Annotated in this window: 15 protein-coding genes; 6 read left to right on the top strand and 9 right to left on the bottom strand. The window is 45.7% G+C overall.

The annotated features are described in order from the left end of the window. Positions 1 to 34: 34 nt before the first annotated feature. On the bottom strand, positions 35 to 2,218 hold the full coding sequence (locus G9G53_RS13140; protein ID WP_165148104.1) for an alpha-galactosidase: 2,184 nt from the start codon (positions 2,216 to 2,218) through the stop codon (positions 35 to 37). Between the two features lie 239 nt (positions 2,219 to 2,457). On the opposite strand from G9G53_RS13140, the gene G9G53_RS13135 reads away from it, so the two are divergent. Next, complete coding sequence (locus tag G9G53_RS13135; RefSeq protein ID WP_165148101.1) at positions 2,458 to 3,297, top strand: AraC family transcriptional regulator; 840 nt, start codon at positions 2,458 to 2,460, stop codon at positions 3,295 to 3,297. A gap of 40 nt (positions 3,298 to 3,337) precedes the next feature. Here G9G53_RS13135 and G9G53_RS13130 read toward each other — a convergent pair whose 3' ends face one another. The 3 genes from G9G53_RS13130 to G9G53_RS13120 are packed head-to-tail and all read right to left on the bottom strand — an operon-like array spanning position 3,338 to position 5,489. Continuing rightward, a complete protein-coding gene (locus G9G53_RS13130) occupies positions 3,338 to 4,222 on the bottom strand; it encodes a MetQ/NlpA family ABC transporter substrate-binding protein (RefSeq protein ID WP_165148098.1) in 885 nt (294 codons plus the stop codon). 29 nt (positions 4,223 to 4,251) lie between these two features. After that, the gene (locus G9G53_RS13125) at positions 4,252 to 5,022 is read right to left on the bottom strand and encodes an SDR family NAD(P)-dependent oxidoreductase (protein WP_165148095.1); all 771 of its coding nucleotides are present in this window, start codon (positions 5,020 to 5,022) and stop codon (positions 4,252 to 4,254) included. A gap of 5 nt (positions 5,023 to 5,027) precedes the next feature. Then, the gene (locus G9G53_RS13120; protein ID WP_029515967.1) at positions 5,028 to 5,489 is read right to left on the bottom strand and encodes an S-ribosylhomocysteine lyase; all 462 of its coding nucleotides are present in this window, start codon (positions 5,487 to 5,489) and stop codon (positions 5,028 to 5,030) included. A gap of 277 nt (positions 5,490 to 5,766) precedes the next feature. Here G9G53_RS13120 and G9G53_RS13115 point away from each other — a divergent pair, with 277 nt between their 5' ends. Beyond that, the gene (locus tag G9G53_RS13115; protein ID WP_029515968.1) at positions 5,767 to 6,567 is read left to right on the top strand and encodes a GTP pyrophosphokinase; all 801 of its coding nucleotides are present in this window, start codon (positions 5,767 to 5,769) and stop codon (positions 6,565 to 6,567) included. Between the two features lie 154 nt (positions 6,568 to 6,721). Here G9G53_RS13115 and thrS read toward each other — a convergent pair whose 3' ends face one another. Then, positions 6,722 to 8,635 carry a threonine--tRNA ligase gene (gene thrS / locus G9G53_RS13110; protein ID WP_029515969.1) on the bottom strand — a complete coding sequence of 638 codons (1,914 nt, stop codon included), beginning with the start codon at positions 8,633 to 8,635 and terminating at the stop codon, positions 6,722 to 6,724. 503 nt (positions 8,636 to 9,138) lie between these two features. On the opposite strand from thrS, the gene G9G53_RS13105 reads away from it, so the two are divergent. Both G9G53_RS13105 and G9G53_RS13100 read left to right on the top strand, forming a co-directional pair. Continuing rightward, positions 9,139 to 9,702 carry a TetR/AcrR family transcriptional regulator gene (locus tag G9G53_RS13105; RefSeq protein ID WP_165148092.1) on the top strand — a complete coding sequence of 188 codons (564 nt, stop codon included), beginning with the start codon at positions 9,139 to 9,141 and terminating at the stop codon, positions 9,700 to 9,702. Positions 9,703 to 9,714: 12 nt separating this feature from the next. Beyond that, entirely contained in the window at positions 9,715 to 10,143 is a 429-nt protein-coding gene (locus G9G53_RS13100; protein WP_029515972.1) for a DUF3995 domain-containing protein, read from the top strand. Positions 10,144 to 10,160: 17 nt separating this feature from the next. Here the strand turns inward: G9G53_RS13100 and G9G53_RS13095 are convergent, their stop codons facing one another. Next, entirely contained in the window at positions 10,161 to 11,384 is a 1,224-nt protein-coding gene (locus tag G9G53_RS13095; protein WP_029515973.1) for an MFS transporter, read from the bottom strand. 188 nt (positions 11,385 to 11,572) lie between these two features. On the opposite strand from G9G53_RS13095, the gene G9G53_RS13090 reads away from it, so the two are divergent. Continuing rightward, positions 11,573 to 12,151: a TetR/AcrR family transcriptional regulator gene (locus G9G53_RS13090; RefSeq protein WP_029515974.1), complete on the top strand. Its 579-nt coding sequence runs from the start codon at positions 11,573 to 11,575 to the stop codon at positions 12,149 to 12,151. A 94-nt stretch (positions 12,152 to 12,245) separates the two neighbouring features. Here G9G53_RS13090 and G9G53_RS13085 read toward each other — a convergent pair whose 3' ends face one another. Beyond that, on the bottom strand, positions 12,246 to 12,671 hold the full coding sequence (locus tag G9G53_RS13085) for a MarR family winged helix-turn-helix transcriptional regulator (protein WP_029515975.1): 426 nt from the start codon (positions 12,669 to 12,671) through the stop codon (positions 12,246 to 12,248). Between the two features lie 164 nt (positions 12,672 to 12,835). Here G9G53_RS13085 and G9G53_RS13080 point away from each other — a divergent pair, with 164 nt between their 5' ends. After that, positions 12,836 to 14,305, top strand: a complete 1,470-nt coding sequence (locus G9G53_RS13080; RefSeq protein WP_029515976.1) for an MFS transporter — start codon at positions 12,836 to 12,838, stop codon at positions 14,303 to 14,305. Between the two features lie 215 nt (positions 14,306 to 14,520). Here G9G53_RS13080 and G9G53_RS13075 read toward each other — a convergent pair whose 3' ends face one another. Continuing rightward, entirely contained in the window at positions 14,521 to 15,597 is a 1,077-nt protein-coding gene (locus G9G53_RS13075; protein ID WP_165148089.1) for a Gfo/Idh/MocA family protein, read from the bottom strand. A gap of 227 nt (positions 15,598 to 15,824) precedes the next feature. After that, positions 15,825 to 16,238: a DUF350 domain-containing protein gene (locus tag G9G53_RS13070; RefSeq protein WP_165148086.1), complete on the bottom strand. Its 414-nt coding sequence runs from the start codon at positions 16,236 to 16,238 to the stop codon at positions 15,825 to 15,827. Positions 16,239 to 16,261 lie beyond the last annotated feature (23 nt).

Here is a 16,261-nt window from a genome sequence, read left to right as displayed (position 1 = left end):
TTCTCTTTTGGCAGTTTACTGTTGTACTGATCCTTTAGACCTTGCCGGACCTTATCGCCCGGAGCCTGAACCATCCACTTTCATAGTCTTTCTGTCTGTAGACAAGAGGGAGCCCCAACTTCATAAGCCTATCCCCCCCATGGATAGACTTTTGCCCGCTATTTCCTGACTGAACTTCATATTCGAGTTCTGGATTAAGTCCGTCAAGGCGGAGGGCTCGCCAAGGCGCGTTCGGGACAGCCATCACTTGGAAATAGTAGACGATGGCATCCTCTTGGTCTTCAGAAACAAACATCCAAGCCGACTCGTTATTTTCAAACGGACTCTTTAGGCGATACAAGTCACCCTTCTGTACTAAACCACGAATCTGCTTGTAGACTGCGATTTGGCGTTTGACCGTCTCTTTTTCCTCATCAGTGAATTTCGTGAGATCAAGCTCATATCCAAAATTCCCGGACATGGCTACATCACCTCGAAAATCAAGGGGCGTTATGCGTCCAACTTGATGGTTCGGAACTGCCGAGACATGCGCCCCGGTTGCGCTTACAGGATAGACAAGGCTAGTTCCATATTGAATCTTCAGGCGTTCCACCGCATCGGTATTATCACTAGTCCAGACTTGAGGCATGTAGTAAAGCATGCCTGGATCAAAGCGTCCTCCGCCACTTGAACAGCTCTCGAAAAGAATATGCGGAAATTCAGTGGTGACGCGCTCCAATAACTCATACAATCCAAGAACATAGCGATGGGCAGTCTCGGATTGGCGTTCCGGCGGCAGAGCAGCGGAACCGATTTCCGTCAGGCAGCGGTTCATATCCCATTTCACGTAAGAAACCGGCACGCTGGAGAAAATGGCAGCAAGCGAATCGTAGATGAAATCGCGCACTTCCTTGCGAGTATAGTCCAGCACTAGTTGCCATCTGGCTTCGCTGCGCCTCCGTCCCGGAACGTGAAGGCACCAGTCTGGATGCTCCCGGTACAACTCACTGTCTGGAGAGATCATCTCTGGCTCAAACCAGAGCCCGAACTCAACACCCAGCTGATTGATACGTTTCGCGACATCCGCAAGTCCGTCTGGCAGCTTCCGACGATCCTCGTACCAATCGCCGAGAGACGAATTGTCGGAATCGCGTTTTCCAAACCAACCGTCATCTAAGACAAAAAGTTCGATGCCTAGCTCTGCCCCCTCCTTCGCTATCGATACCAGCTTATCTGCATTGAAGTCAAAATAGGTAGCTTCCCAGTTATTGACCAGAATAGGGCGTTCTTCATCCCGATATTTCCCTCGGCAAAGACGAGTCCGATACAAGCGATGATATGTACGCGACATTTCTCCCAGCCCTTGACCGGAGTAAACCATAACGGCTTCTGGCGTTTGGAAGCTCCCACCTGGGCTCAGTAACCACGAAAAATCAAAGGAATTCACGCCGATGCTAAACCGTGTAGAGCCAAATGAATCCATTTCTGCTCCCGCCTCAAAGCCCCCGCTATACACAAGGCTAAAGCCGAATGCCTCGCCATAGCTTTCCGTTGTCTCCCGAGTGACCAATGCAGTAAAAGGGTTGAGTTGATGGCTGCTCATACCCCTTTTACTATCAATTCGGGTCTCACCTTGAAGAATCGGTTTGCGGGTAATATTCCCTTCCCGAGCCCATGCTCCCGAAAGATACATGAATTCCAAATCGCTTTTACCCGAAAAATCGACACTGGCACTTAGTGCACGAAGGAGCCTAAGATTCTTTTCCCCCGCATTACTCAAACGAGCCGAACGAGCGATTACGTTTCGATCCGCGAAAACGGTGTAAAGAAGAACCACTTTAAGACCTGAAAAGGCATCTTTTAATTCCAGTTCCAGCGTATCCGCTTCGTCTTCATTCTCGGTATATACGGCCGGAAGCCCGCTTAATGATGGCTTTCCCTTCATGATACGGTAACCATCGTACTTCAACTCCGTAATACGAGTTCCATCCTCAAGTTCTACCTGATACGCCGGGGTACGGAAGTCTCCACTCCCATACTGCGGATACTCTTGCGGAAGCCGATCCAATCCAGCCGTCGCAGAAGTGTGAGGCAATAGATCGGCCGTTGATTCGCGATGCTTCAGCCTATCTCCCCAGTATACATGCACAGGAAATCCATCCACAACCTGAATAATATAACTCATGCCCGACGACTGTAGATGAAACAGCCCCGTTTGCTCTTGAACAATGATACCCATTGGGAAAATAACCCCTCTCTTAGATAATAATCATCGGAGATCCACACCAAAAAGGCACTTAGAAGAATCTTTATGTAGCAGGCATCAACTAAGCTCATATGGTGTAAAGCTTGATAAGATCCAACAATATAGCAGCAGGTTCTACAGAAATCATATATTAATTTTAGATATGAAGTACATGGCATGGTGCTCACTATTTATGTTATAATGCTTGATAATTTACATAAGGAGATTTTACCGTGATAGAGTATTTGCCACGTAGTAAACAGCACTCTGAATTGTATCTAACTCAGTTTGGTATAGAGAAATGCATACCCAGTCACTTTTTTGGACCTGCGATAAGAGATCACTATTTGCTCCATTATGTTTTGGACGGAGAGGGTACCTTCGAGGTTGGCGGGTTCAGTTATCGCTTGCGGAAAGGACAGTGGTTTCTAATCTGCCCCCAAGTCATCACTTATTATCAAGCCGATGTGGTGAATCCTTGGTCTTATTGCTGGTTTGGTTTTAACGGGGTACTGGCAGAAACACTCCTCAAGCAAGCAGGCCTAACGATGACGCGTCCAATCCTCAACTTTGAAGGAGACCATTTGATTTATCAGTATTTGCAGCTCATGAACGAATCAAGTGGATGCCATAAAGCTCGGGAAACCAGACTGACCGGTCTGCTATGCCTAATGTTATCGGAGCTTATAGAGTTCGGTCCGGTAACACCTCCTGAACAAAAGGAAAGCCGGGCGGAAATTTACGTGGAAAAAGTGAAGGATTTTATCGAAATGAATTATGCTCAGAAGATTACCATTGAGCACATTGCAAATTTTATCGGACTCAATCGGAGCTATTTATGTTCGTTATTCAAACAACAAGTGAACACAAGCATTCAGGATTATTTGGTTCGCTATAGGATCAACAAAGCATGTGAAATGATGGGAAACGCTGAACTTTCGATCGGTGATATTTCCCGTTCAGTCGGCTATAACGATCCTTTACTCTTCTCGAAAATTTTTAAAAAGATAAAGGGATTCTCCCCCAAACACTATCGAATCGAAACTCATGCTCAAACTCAAGCCGACTACTAACAAAAGAGGTCAACCCGAAAAACTGGCTGACCTCATAAGTTTATTTTGTTGTAGTTTGTCCTTCCAAATAAGAAACCGGCTCTTTAACTTCTACTTTGGTACCGCCAAATTCATCTTTAATGTATTTTTGAGTATCCTCGTTATGATAGAGGTCCGCTAACTTTTGCAGCACTTTGTCATTCGCCTTATCAGATGAAGTAACTAGAACGTTAATATTATTTTTGGTTGCCTGACTGATTTCCTCATGGAACAAGGAATCTTTCAGTACATTCAGGCCCCCTTCTAAAGCAATCGTATTCCCAATCAGCACCAAGCCTACATCTTGAATCACTCGTGGTCCTGTTTTATCATCAATGAGTTCAAATTTCAGATTTTTAGGATTGCTGGTAATATCATTGACTGTACCCAAGGCATCATTAAAGTCAGCCTTAAGCTTAATTAAACCGGAGGCTTCCAATAACTTTAAACCTCTTGCTGTATTGGCCGGGTTATCTGCCAAAGCTACCAGAGCCCCGTCGGTCACTTCATCGATGCTTTTGAATTTTTGCGAATAAATCCCCATAGGCTCCAGATAGGTTGTGGCTATCGCCTTCAAATCGGCTTTGCTCTCTTTGTTATAGCTAACCAGGTACGCCCACGATTGGAATGCATTCACGTCTACTTCGCCTTCTTTTGTCGCATTGTTCGTTTCGATTCCGCCGTTAATTTCTTTCACTTCAATGTCCAGCTTGGCATCCTTGGCGGCCTGGGACTGGGCAATATGCTTCCAGATCTGGGCGTCAGAGCCCATGGAGCCGATGACTACTTTTTGCGTTTCCGAACCGGAAGCGGCGCTGGAGCCATTGCTGTCTGAACTTTTAGTACCGCATCCTGCGGCAACCAATAATAAACTAATCCCTAATAGTAAAACGAACGATTTCTTCATGTTGTTTTCCCCCAGATCATGCTAGTATGCTAATGCATCGTCATTCCACCTGTAACATTAATCGCTTGTCCTGTCATATATGCGGAGAGCGGACTTGCCAGAAACAGCACCACATTGGCGACATCCTCTACCTCGGCAGTTCTCCCCAAAGGTACCTGCGAGCAATCTTCTTCGTATATTTCTTGAGCGGTCATTCCGCGAATGACGCCCCCATCAATCCGTTCACGATGCTTCATCGGCGTTTCTACAATGCCGGGGCAGACCGCATTTACCAAAATATTTTGCCGGGCAAGCTCAATAGCCATCACCTTGGTCAAGCCAAGAACCGCATGTTTGGAAGCACAGTATCCGCCCATGGCCCGATATCCATTTTTTCCAGCCTGCGAAGCCATTTGAATAATTCGCCCTGATTTACGAGCTGCCACCATTTCTTTGGCAAAACGTTTGGACGTTACATATAATCCGGTTGAATTGATCGAAAATACTTTCTCCCAATCAGCCAACTCACTATCAATGACATAATCCATCGTAGAAGTACCCGCGCAGTTCACCAATATATCAGGAACTCCCGCTTCGCTGATTAGTAAATCGCACCATCTTTCGATATCATCCGGTTTGGATATGTCCAATTGAGTTTCAACCAACTGTGGATTGACCACTCTATACGGCTCTTCATAAGAGATATCAGCAGAAATCACTTTAGCTCCGCTTTGAATGAAAAGCTCTACAATTCCCTTGCCTATGCCTGACTTACCGCCTGTCACTACCGCTGTCTGATGAGATAGGTCAATCGAAATCATAGATTTTACAATACTCTTTCGAAAGGATCGCGGCTAATGCCTGCTTCCAATACAATTTTCACATATTCCTGCGCAGAGAAAAGGGAGTGGTCCTTGTAGTTCCCACATTCCAAAGCAGTAACAGCCGGGACCTCTGTCGTTTCCAGAATTCTTTTCAAGGTTTTTTCCAAAGCGAGTGCAATTTCCTCAGGCTCATGTTCATTCCATAAAATCAAGTAGAACCCCGTTCTGCATCCCATAGGAGAGATATCAATAATTCCTTTGATTTCATCTCTCAGATACGTGGCTAATAAGTGCTCCAGCGTATGTACAGCTGCTGTCGGAAGTGCATCTTCATTGGGTTGCAAAAATCTCAAGTCATACTTTTGTACTGTGCTTCCTTTTTCGTCATGCTCTACTCCCGCTGCTCTTACATAAGGAGCCTTTACAATCGTGTGATCTAATTGAAAACTTTCTACTTTTGCCATTTTTCTTTTCCTCTTTTCTGTAATTTATATTTTTAATCTAATGATGGATACTCTACATTTGTGATTTTTTTCAAAGAATTAAATGCTCCAAATCAGCATTTTTGTAATTATACATCGGATTACTCGGTTTTACCACTATAATTCTTGTCGTATTTCTTTTTTTCTTTGTCCGTCTCTCCTTTGCCTGTAGGTTTTGACATAGTGTACAATGTATACGATAATGCATTTTTACGAAAAAGATCGAGGACATCATAAGCCTCATTTAGGAGAATGCTCTGTGAATGAACCGGATTGGAAGCACCTGAATGCTGTCCCATTACCCTTGCAGGAATTTCAGCTACAGCTGGATCAAAACAGTGTTGACGCCAAGCAACTAGAGGAGTGGAGAAAGATTCCCGTCCTTTATCAGCTGGCTCTGGAAGAATTAAAGAATAAAATTAAGCTGATCCAGACGGAATGGAAACTGTTAGACGGTTTTAGCCCGATTGAACATATTAAAACCCGAATCAAAGAGCCCCACAGCATCGTGGAAAAGGTTCGGCGCAAAGGGCATGAAGTGACCTTGGACAATATATTGCGTGAAATTCATGATATCGCGGGGATGCGTGTGGTATGCGCCTTTGTGAAAGATATTTATCGTCTGATGGATCATCTACACACTCGGGAAGACATTCGTATTCTGGAGGTCAAGGACTATATAGCCCATCCTAAGCCCAACGGCTATCAGAGCCTGCATGTCATTGTGGAAATTCCACTGATCCTGTTTGAGGGCACACGTTGGATCAAGGTTGAAATTCAATTGCGTACATTGGCTATGGATTTCTGGGCCAGTATGGAGCATATTTTGTATTATAAGTTCGATAAGAAAGTGCCTGAACATGTCGTTAATGGATTGACCGAAGCCGCACGTGCAACCTACGAGCTGGATCAGAAAATGCTGAAGTTGCGCGGCGAAATTTTATCGCTTAGCGAGGAACAGGATGCGGAAGAAACCCCGGAGAAACCATCCGAAGAGTCGTCCATGAAGACACTCTCCCTCCCCGCAGATCACGCCACTTCACGGCCACAAACCTGCTAAGTTTTTGTGTGTAAGATAACTTAAGAATTCCGTCGAGGCTGCAAAAACGTTGGTTCAGTCTTACGCTGAATTCTGTAATGTACAAAAAAAGAGCCATCAAAACCACGTTCATCATGGTTTTGATGGCTCTTTTACACATTTTTTCGATCAAATATTACTGTTTCTCACGGATTTCTGTGCTGATTTTCTCAACGATGTCCGCAATGCTGAGTGATCCCAGATCGCCTTCGCCGCGTTTACGAACCGCTACAGTACCGGTTGTTTTTTCATTTTCCCCGATAACGAACATATATGGAACCTTCTCTAGTTGCGCCTCGCGGATTTTATAACCAAGCTTCTCATTACGAGTATCCACTTCGACGCGCAGACCTGCTTTCAGCAACGCATCCTGTATCTCATTGGCAGTCTCGATATAGTTCTCGGATACTGGCAACAGCTTCGCATGAACAGGAGCCAACCACAATGGGAATGCACCGGTAAAATGCTCAGTCAGGATGCCCATGAAGCGGTCAATCGAACCGTAGATGGCACGGTGAATAACGACTGGACGGTGCTTCTGGTTGTCCTCGCCCACATAAGTAAGGTCGAATTTCTCAGGCATTTGGAAGTCCAATTGGATCGTTCCGCACTGCCAGCTGCGTTTGAGCGCATCAAGAATGTGGAAGTCAATTTTCGGACCGTAAAATGCTCCATCCCCCGCATTAATACGGTAGTTGATGCCCAGGTGATCCAGCACGTTTTGCAGAGCTTGTTCCGCTTGATCCCACAGTGCTGGCTCGCCCATAAAGTCATCTGGACGTGTGGACAATTCCACTGTGAAGTCAAAGCCAAACACACTATACATTTCGTTAATCAGCTTAATTACGTCTGAAATCTCTTGTTCAATCTGACCTGGTGTGACAAAAATATGCGCATCATCCTGACAGAATGTACGAACACGCATCATACCGTTCAACGCACCGGACAGCTCATGGCGATGCACTTGTCCAAATTCGGCTATACGAATTGGCAGATCGCGATAAGAATGAAGCTCATTTTTAAACACAAGCATATGCCCTGGGCAGTTCATCGGTTTCAGCGCAAATGTAGTTTCATCCACTTCGGAGAAGTACATGTTTTCCTTGTAATGCTCATAGTGTCCCGATTGTTCCCACAGACGGTTGTTCATCATCAGCGGTGTACGTACTTCCTCATAGCCATGCAGACGTTGAATGTCACGGGAGTAATCTTCCAATGCAGTGCGGACAACCATACCTTTAGGCAGGTAGAACGGCATACCCGGTGCTTCTTCGGAGAACATGAACAGTTCCAACTCTTTACCCAACTTGCGATGGTCACGTTTTTTTGCTTCCTCCAGCAAATGCAGGTGCTCATCCAGTTGTGCTTTTTTCGGGAATGCTGTTCCGTAGATACGTTGCAGCATCTTGTTGTTGGAATCGCCTCTCCAGTATGCACCCGCTACACTCAACAGTTTAAAAGCTTTGATGCGGCCAGTAGATGGCAAATGCGGGCCACGACACAGGTCAAAAAATTCGCCTTGGTCATAAATTGTAATTTCCGCTTCTTCCGGCAAATCACGAATCAGTTCCAGCTTCAGTGGGTCTTCCAACTCTCCAAAAATACGAGTGGCTTCCTCACGGCTGACCACACGACGTGTAATCGGCAGATTTTCCTGTGCGATCTTCGTCATTTCCTTCTCAATCTTGGCCAAGTCGTCAACGGACAAGGGGTTTTCGATATCAATGTCATAGTAGAAGCCGCTGTCGATGACCGGACCGATACCCAGCTTCACATTTTTCTCACCGTAAATGCGTTTGAGCGCCTGTGCCAGCAAATGCGCTGTACTGTGGCGATAAATTTCCAGACCGTCTGCACCGTCCAGCGTAATGATTTCAAGGTCAACGTTCTGGTCCAAAACGGTGTTCAGGTCTACAGCCTTCCCATTCACTTTACCTGCTACGGCGTTCTTTTTCAGCCCGGAGCTGATCGAACCCGCCACATCGGCGATCGTTACGCCCTGCTCGTACTCGCGTACGGCTCCATCCGGCAATTTCACTTGAATACTCACGATTAAAGCCTCCATTCAAATTGTGTGCTATATCAAAAATTGAACGCAAAAAAACGCCTCTCTCCCTCAAGGGACGAGTGCGTTCAGCTCGTGGTTCCACCCTAGTTCGGCCCGCTCCTGTGCGTACATTCATGTTCATCGGAACATGCTCATGCACACATGCGTGACCCTCCATTGGTATCCGTTAACGGGGATAAAGCGGTAGGCGCTTACTGATGTCACTGCCAGATTGCACAGCTACATGTTCAACGTCACGGCTACAAAGGGGTAACTTCACATGCGGTTGCCGGAAAAGCTCTCAGCCTCGTCTTTTCTCTCTGAACGGCCCTTCAAGGAAATCATGTCTTTGGTCAATGCCTTGAATATCACTATATGCTACAGCATTATAGATCAAATTCGCAGGTATTTCAAGTGGGCGTTTATGTATCCATATTTACACAGCTCTGAAAACACTATAATATACACTTATCTAGACGACACCGTACAGAAAGGGAGAAGGAGAGATGCCTAGAATTATTGTCACAGAAGAACAATGGATTCGGAAAGGAATCGAACGTTTTGAACAGGGTGGAATTGATCAACTCGTAGTTGAAAAAATGGCCGTTTCTTTGGGGTGCAGTAAGAGCAGTTTTTATTGGTATTTTAACAATCGCAGCAGCTACATTAGACAGATTGTGGAGACATGGAAGGAACAGACGACACAACAGGTGATTGCAGCGTCCATCATCCATGCTGCTGCAGATGAGCGGATCAAAGAGTTGTTAACCCAGATGTTCGGGAAGACGAAACGAGGAGATTTTCTGTTTTATCTGCGAAAACTGTCATTGAAGGATGATAGTTACCGTTCCTTGCTCGATGAAGTTGAACAGATGAGAATGGAGTTTATGAAAGAGCTTTTAATACAGAAGGGAATGCAGGCAGAGAAAGCCTTTCAGAGATCATGGATGTTGTACCATTACTACTTAGGCTGGTATGAGCGTCACAAGCAAGAGACATTAAGTGACGAAGCCATTCAACAGCATATTCACATGATTTGGACAGAGTGGATTTCGAATGAACCCAATTAAGGAGGATGTGGGATGTTGGAATTACTTACATGGGCAGTTGGCGGAATTCTATGGGTACTGAGCGGCATGCATTTATATTGGGTATTCGGCGGACAAAAAGGCGCTAAGGCAGCGATCCCAAGCACGGGAACGGATTTACTCTTTAAACCCTCCAAAATAGGGACATCGACCGTTGCCATTTTACTAGCTTTAGCCGCTTGGTTCGTCCTAGAACTAGGTGGAGTTACACAATTCCTGTTTTTCAGGTCCTTTCATTCCTACGGTGCAGGCTTGTTGTCGTGCGTATTTATTTTACGTTCTATAGGAGATTTCAAATGGGTAGGGTTCTGCAAGAGAAAGAAAGGAACCGTTTTTGCAAAATGGGACAGTGTGCTCTATTCGCCCCTTTGCTTTCTCTTGGGAACAGCCATTTTAATCATTATGTTTTTGCGTACGGCATAACTTAAAGCTGACCTCTATCAGGTGGTTTGTTTCTTTCGCACATCTCCACTCGTTTCTTTCTCAGTGAAAAAGTACAGCAAAGCCAGCACAGGCAGGACGACTCCAATCAGAGCACTGAAATTCCAACCTCCTAACGCATACGACCAACCACCTAATGATGATCCAATCGCTCCGCCTATGAAAAAAATAGACATGAATAATCCATTCAAACGCCCTCTCGCTTCACTTCCCAAGGAGTAAATCACACGCTGTCCAAGTACAAGATTTCCCGATACAGCCATATCCAGTGTAATCGCTGAAATAAAGAGAAGTACGAGTGCAACCGTCGAATGACTTTGAAAAAGATAGATGAGTAAAAAAGACAAGGCTGCAATGATCATAGCTAACCCGGTTAATACTTTACTCCAGCCTTTATCCGCCAATCTCCCGGCAATCGGAGCAGCTACCGCACCACCTACGCCTACTAAAGCAAACAATGCAATCCCTTGTTGGGACATTCCGAAATCATCCGCCAAACGTAGAGGAACAACAGTCCAAAATAGGCTGAATGCACCAAATAGGCAGGCTTGATAGAGGGCACGGCGACGCAATGCAGGCGTTTGTTTTAGAAGAGTACCTAACGAGAAAATCAATTTACTGTAAGATACCGTAGGCACAGGCTTGCGTTCTGGAAGAGCTCGCGAGAGCAGAATCGTCAACAGCGTCAAGACAATGGCTGACAAAATAAATACGGCTTGCCACCCCCAGATGCTGGTGATAAAGCTTGCTACTGGCCGTGCGAACATAATGCCTAGCAAGAGTCCGCTCATGACATTCCCAACAACGCGGCCGCGTTGCTCTTCGGATGCTAAATAGGTGGCGTACGGCACCAGTATTTGGGCTACCACAGATCCAATTCCAATGAACAAGGATGCGGTCAGGAACAACGGGGCATTGGTAGCAAAAGCGGCAACAACCAATGCACAGACTGTAATGATTAGCGATACGACCATGAGCCGTCGATTTTCGATAATGTCGCTGAGCGGTACGATAAATAGCAATCCCACCACATAGCCGATTTGAGTCAAGGTGACAATGAAGCCCGCGGCTGTAGAAGAAAGACCCATAGCAATATGAATAGGTCCTACAAGGGTTTGAGCATAGTACAGGTTGGCAACAATAAGGCCGCATGCGGCTGCTAACAAAAACATCATCCAATTTGAGATACGGTTACTTTCTAAGGCTTGTTGTTCTCTTTGCATGATAATCCTCCTCATTAATTTAAATACTAAACGTATAGTTCATTAATTCGATAGTTAAATAATATACTGAACGTTTCGTTTTGTAAATAGGCAAAATCAACTTTTTATTTTTATATGGTATTTGATATACTGAACGTATAGTTTATTTTTTGTGGTTACTTATATCTATTAAGAAGGTGAGCATTCCAGTGCAGAGCAAAAGAGGACGTCCACGTAATGTCGAGACGCATAAATCTATCCTTAACGCTTCCTATGATTTACTGTTGGAGCAAGGCTTTGGGGCGGTTACGGTAGAAAAAATTGCTGAACGAGCGAAAGTTAGCAAAGCCACCATTTATAAATGGTGGCCTAACAAAGCTGCCGTAGTGATGGATGGTTTCCTGTCAGCCACCATAGCAAGATTGCCCGTGCCCGACACGGGCTCTGTATTAGATGATATTCTCATTCATGCCACAAATTTAGTGCGGTTCTTAATAAGTCGAGAGGGTAAAATCATTACGGAGTTAATAGGCGAAGGGCAACTTGATTCAGGATTGTCAGAGGCATACCGGACCCGATATTTCCACCCTCGGCGACTTGAGGCCAGGCTTCTTATTGAGCGCGGAATGGAGCGCGGAGAATTGAAGGAAGATCTCGATATTGAATTATGTATCGATCTCATTTATGGGCCCGTTTTTTATCGATTGTTGGTAACCGGTTATCCATTAGACGACTCCTATGTACGACAATTAGTCATGAATGCGTTCAAAGGAATTGGCTTGGACTGAATGACGTGGCATCAAGCAGCCCTCACAGAGTATCCTCTGTGAGGGCTGCTTTTTCTTTTACCTGCCACGATCCTCTGGCTAGTTCCTGATTTGTTTATTCGTCAGGGTCTATACTAATTTTTTGCAGCAGGTCGATCAGAAGGTCCTCTTCCTCTTCGGATAGATTGTGGACAAGGCTGACATTGGACTCGTCCAATATTCCTTGTAGGACAGGGGAAAATTCTAGCGCCTTGGCTGTAGGAGACAAAAGATGGGAACGGCGGTCATTTGGGTCTGTTTTCCGTTCAATATAGCCTGATTCCTCCAATTGTTTCACAGAGCGCGCCGTGGTTGCCTTGTCAAATTTAAGTTCATTCGTCAACTGCTCTTGTGTAATGCCCGGCCGCTGCAAAATGAGCTTTAAAAAGCTGTGTTGTCCTCCACTGCCGATTCCGTAAGGAGTCAGTTTTTTGGACAATATTTTTTGATTACGACGGTACAGGTGGGAAATTAGCTTTCCAATCGGTTGTTTTTTTCTCATCAAATACACCTCATTGGCTTAAAAATGACACATCCCCAGTTGGGACCAAAGCAAAGTTTACAATAATATTGTTGCACACGCAACTAATTTGCTGTACACTAGAACCGTTCATTTAGTTGCGCGTGCAACTAAATGAAAATTGTCAACGATAACGAGGTGTAATGATGAGTTCAACTGCTACAACGGCTACAACCTATCAAGAGAATATCGAAGTCCAGAAGAAACGTTGGCTGATTTTAATTGTTTTGAATCTGTTTACATTTATGTCCACATTGGATGGAAGCATCGTCAATATCGCTCTTCCTGTGTTGTCTCGCACATTACATTTACCCGTAGCACAGATTGAATGGGTGACAACCGCCTATTTAATGGCGATATGTACCGCTATTTTATTTTTTGGCAAGCTTGGAGATATCGTCGGTAAAATCAAAATATTTAAAATCGGCACAATCGTATTCATTCTTGGCTCCCTATTGTGCGGTCTTAGCTCTTCGCTCTCTATGCTGCTGATTTCCCGCATTATTCAGGCGATTGGGGCGTCCATGACCATGGCAAACAGCCAGGGGATTGTGACAGATGTCTTCCCCTCCAATGAACGGGGCAAAGCACTTGGCCTCATTGGAACCTTCGTTTCTCTAGGTAGTATCGCCGGGCCAAGCTTGGGCGGTATTATTGTCTCCTCGCTCGGCTGGCAGTACATTTTCTGGGTCAATGTACCGATAGGATTGGTCGCTGTCTTTCTTGGCTGGAAGCTTCTGCCGAAGGATTTGATCAAGGTGAAAGATAAAATTGACGTTCCCGGTAGCTTGGTATTTGCTATTTTTATTCTCACTTTGTTCGTCGGATTGTTGCTGGGACAACAGGTCGGGTATGGCGACAAACGTATCGTTGCTTCGCTGGTGATGGCTGTAGTTGCTTTTGCCATGTTTATTCGATTGGAACTTCGTCGTCCACAGCCACTGCTACAGCTCGCGCTATTCAAAAATCCGTTATTTTCGCTCAGTATTTTGTGTGCATTTCTGGTGTTCGTCGCTAACTTTTGCTTTAACATCATTTCACCTTTTTATGCGCAGAATATGCTGAACTTGTCGCCTTTTCATGCCGGGTTCCTGCTGATGTTGTTCCCCATCTCTATGGTTATTGTGGCCCCACTCAGCGGTGCGCTTTCCGATAAAATCGGGTCTGAACTGCTCACATTCGCCGGGCTGGTCGTTATGGTCATTGCCCAGATTGGATTGGCCCAACTGCATGCAGGCAGCTCCATCCCGCTCGTGGGTCTGTGGATTGCCATGCTGGGCATTGGCAGTGGTTTATTCCAATCGCCGAACAACTCGCTGATTATGTCCACGGTACCCCGCACACAGCTCGGCTCAGCCGGTAGCGTCAATTCGCTGGTTCGCAACGTCGGTATGGTTGTGGGGATCACCTTGGCCACATCAATCCTCTTTTATATTATGAGTAAAGAGGCTGGTTATCGGGTCACCGGCTTGGTCCCGGGTCATCCAGAAATTTTTCTGGCAGGCATGCATGTAGTCTTTATGACGTCTGCGTCCATCTGTCTTGTGGCGGCATTGTTAACAGGCTGGCGGCTGATCGGGGCTAGACGGGTAAGAACGCAGCAAGAAAAGGGATAAAGAGTAACATTTACAATTTTAAAAATGGGATACAAGGGTGGAGCTCACATGAAACATTACTATGCATGCGGAACAAAATTGATGGTAAAGGAGTGTGAAGGCGAAGGCCCTATAAGCGTTGCGATGCGAAAATGATGAAAAAGATGTCTTTACAGGTAATTGAATTGCTAAACCGCAAGATGGCTGCTCTTTCCAAGGAACCCTCTTGCGGGTCCCTACACTTCTACTAAACGTCCATTCTCTTTCCATGATTGCAGTATTTTCTCAAGTACCCACTGGTTTTTGTAGCCGTCCTCGAATAAGGGGGCACGATCCACAGACTCTCCCCTTGCCAGCTCAACAAAATCTTCATAGGCCGTATGATTATAGATTGCAGGGACAGTCCAAGTCTCGTATTCGGCATCCGGGTGTTCTAGGTCACGCAGCACAATGCGGATACTTTCCGGATTACTGAGGCTGGCGTGCAGCGTACCCAGTTCTCCATAGATATCGACTTCGATATCGTGCCGTATGCCGATGGCATTTTTATGTGTGATAAAGGTTCCCACGGTATTGTCGCCTACGATGCCATGAAAGGCAGCGAGATCTTCCACATCCACTTTTACAGGCAGGCCCGTGATCGGATCGAGCCGCTCGGGTGTAATGGTATGTAGCAGCGCTGCGACACTTTTAAATTCACCCACCAAAAAACGGGCCAGATCAATGATATGTGAGGCTGTATCCCCCACTACTCCAGAACCAGCCTTGGCTAAATTGTGACGCCAAGTATACGGATGCTGACGATACGGCGCAAATGCATCCATTAGATAACGAAATTGAATGTTATAGATTTTACCCAGCTTTTGCTCATCCAGCAGTTGCTTGGTATATTGGAAGGCCGCGCCGTAGCGATGCTTATAGTGAACCAGCAAAGGCACCGGATTCGCTGTATATAGCTTGTTCAACCGATCCGCTTCCTCCCATGTGAGAGTCAATGGTTTTTCTGCCAGTACAGCTTTGTGTTTTTCCAGCGCAATACGAATAATGTCAAAATGCACATCATTGGGTGTCAGCGACAGAATCGCATCTACTTCTGGGTCACGGATTAATGCTTCATAATGGGCGTACCGCTTGGAAGGAGGCAGTTGCAATTGCTCTCCGATGGCTTGAAGGCGATTGGGATTCACATCACTAATGGCCACAATAGATACCCCCGAGATGGTGTGCAGTGATCTCATGTGATATTCAGCGATAAGACCCAGGCCAATGATACCCATCCGAATTTGTTTGGTTGGGAAGGTGGTGGTACTCATAGGTTCAGAACTCCCTTCTCTTCAATTTGGTTTGAACTCTGTAGCGAATTCCTTTTGCTATGCAGTATCACCCGTTGCTTTGTAGAATAGTCCCCACAGGAAGTGATCGTTGCAACCCTTAATTCAACAGTCTGATGCCGGGCAGTGAATACAATGTTCCATAAAAAAAGGATCTGCAGCTCCGTTGTCCGGTATTGCAGATCCTTGGTATTCCTTCTCTATGTCGACTACATCAAAAATGTACCTACCACAAAAGACACCCCGACGATGACCGAGCGCAGCAGCTGTGCCAGAGCCACATTGCCCTTGGCAATTTCCTCGCACACCTTGGTACTCGGCGTCACCAGATCAAAAATCACATAGACGAGACACAGCACTACAATGCCCACAGCCGACCAGGCCAGCATATCGAGCCATGAATGACTGCTGTACGACACCATCCCCACGATGATACACAGACCTAGCAGCTTTGCCCCCATATAGATGCCTGCCGCCTCATTGCCGCGTGCGATTTCTTGATTATCGTTATAACGTGTCAGTAAGCTGAATACAAAATAACCTACGATTAAGATGGCAAACAGGATAAGCAGGCCGATACCTACATTGCCCAGTGCGTTGCCCAAACTGATATGAGAGTCCAATTTTCTTCCTCCTTATGATACTT

Source organism: Paenibacillus sp. EKM206P, from assembly GCF_011066155.1.
Lineage (GTDB): Bacteria > Bacillota > Bacilli > Paenibacillales > Paenibacillaceae > Paenibacillus > Paenibacillus polymyxa_D.
This window is presented reverse-complemented; position numbering and strand designations above follow the sequence as displayed.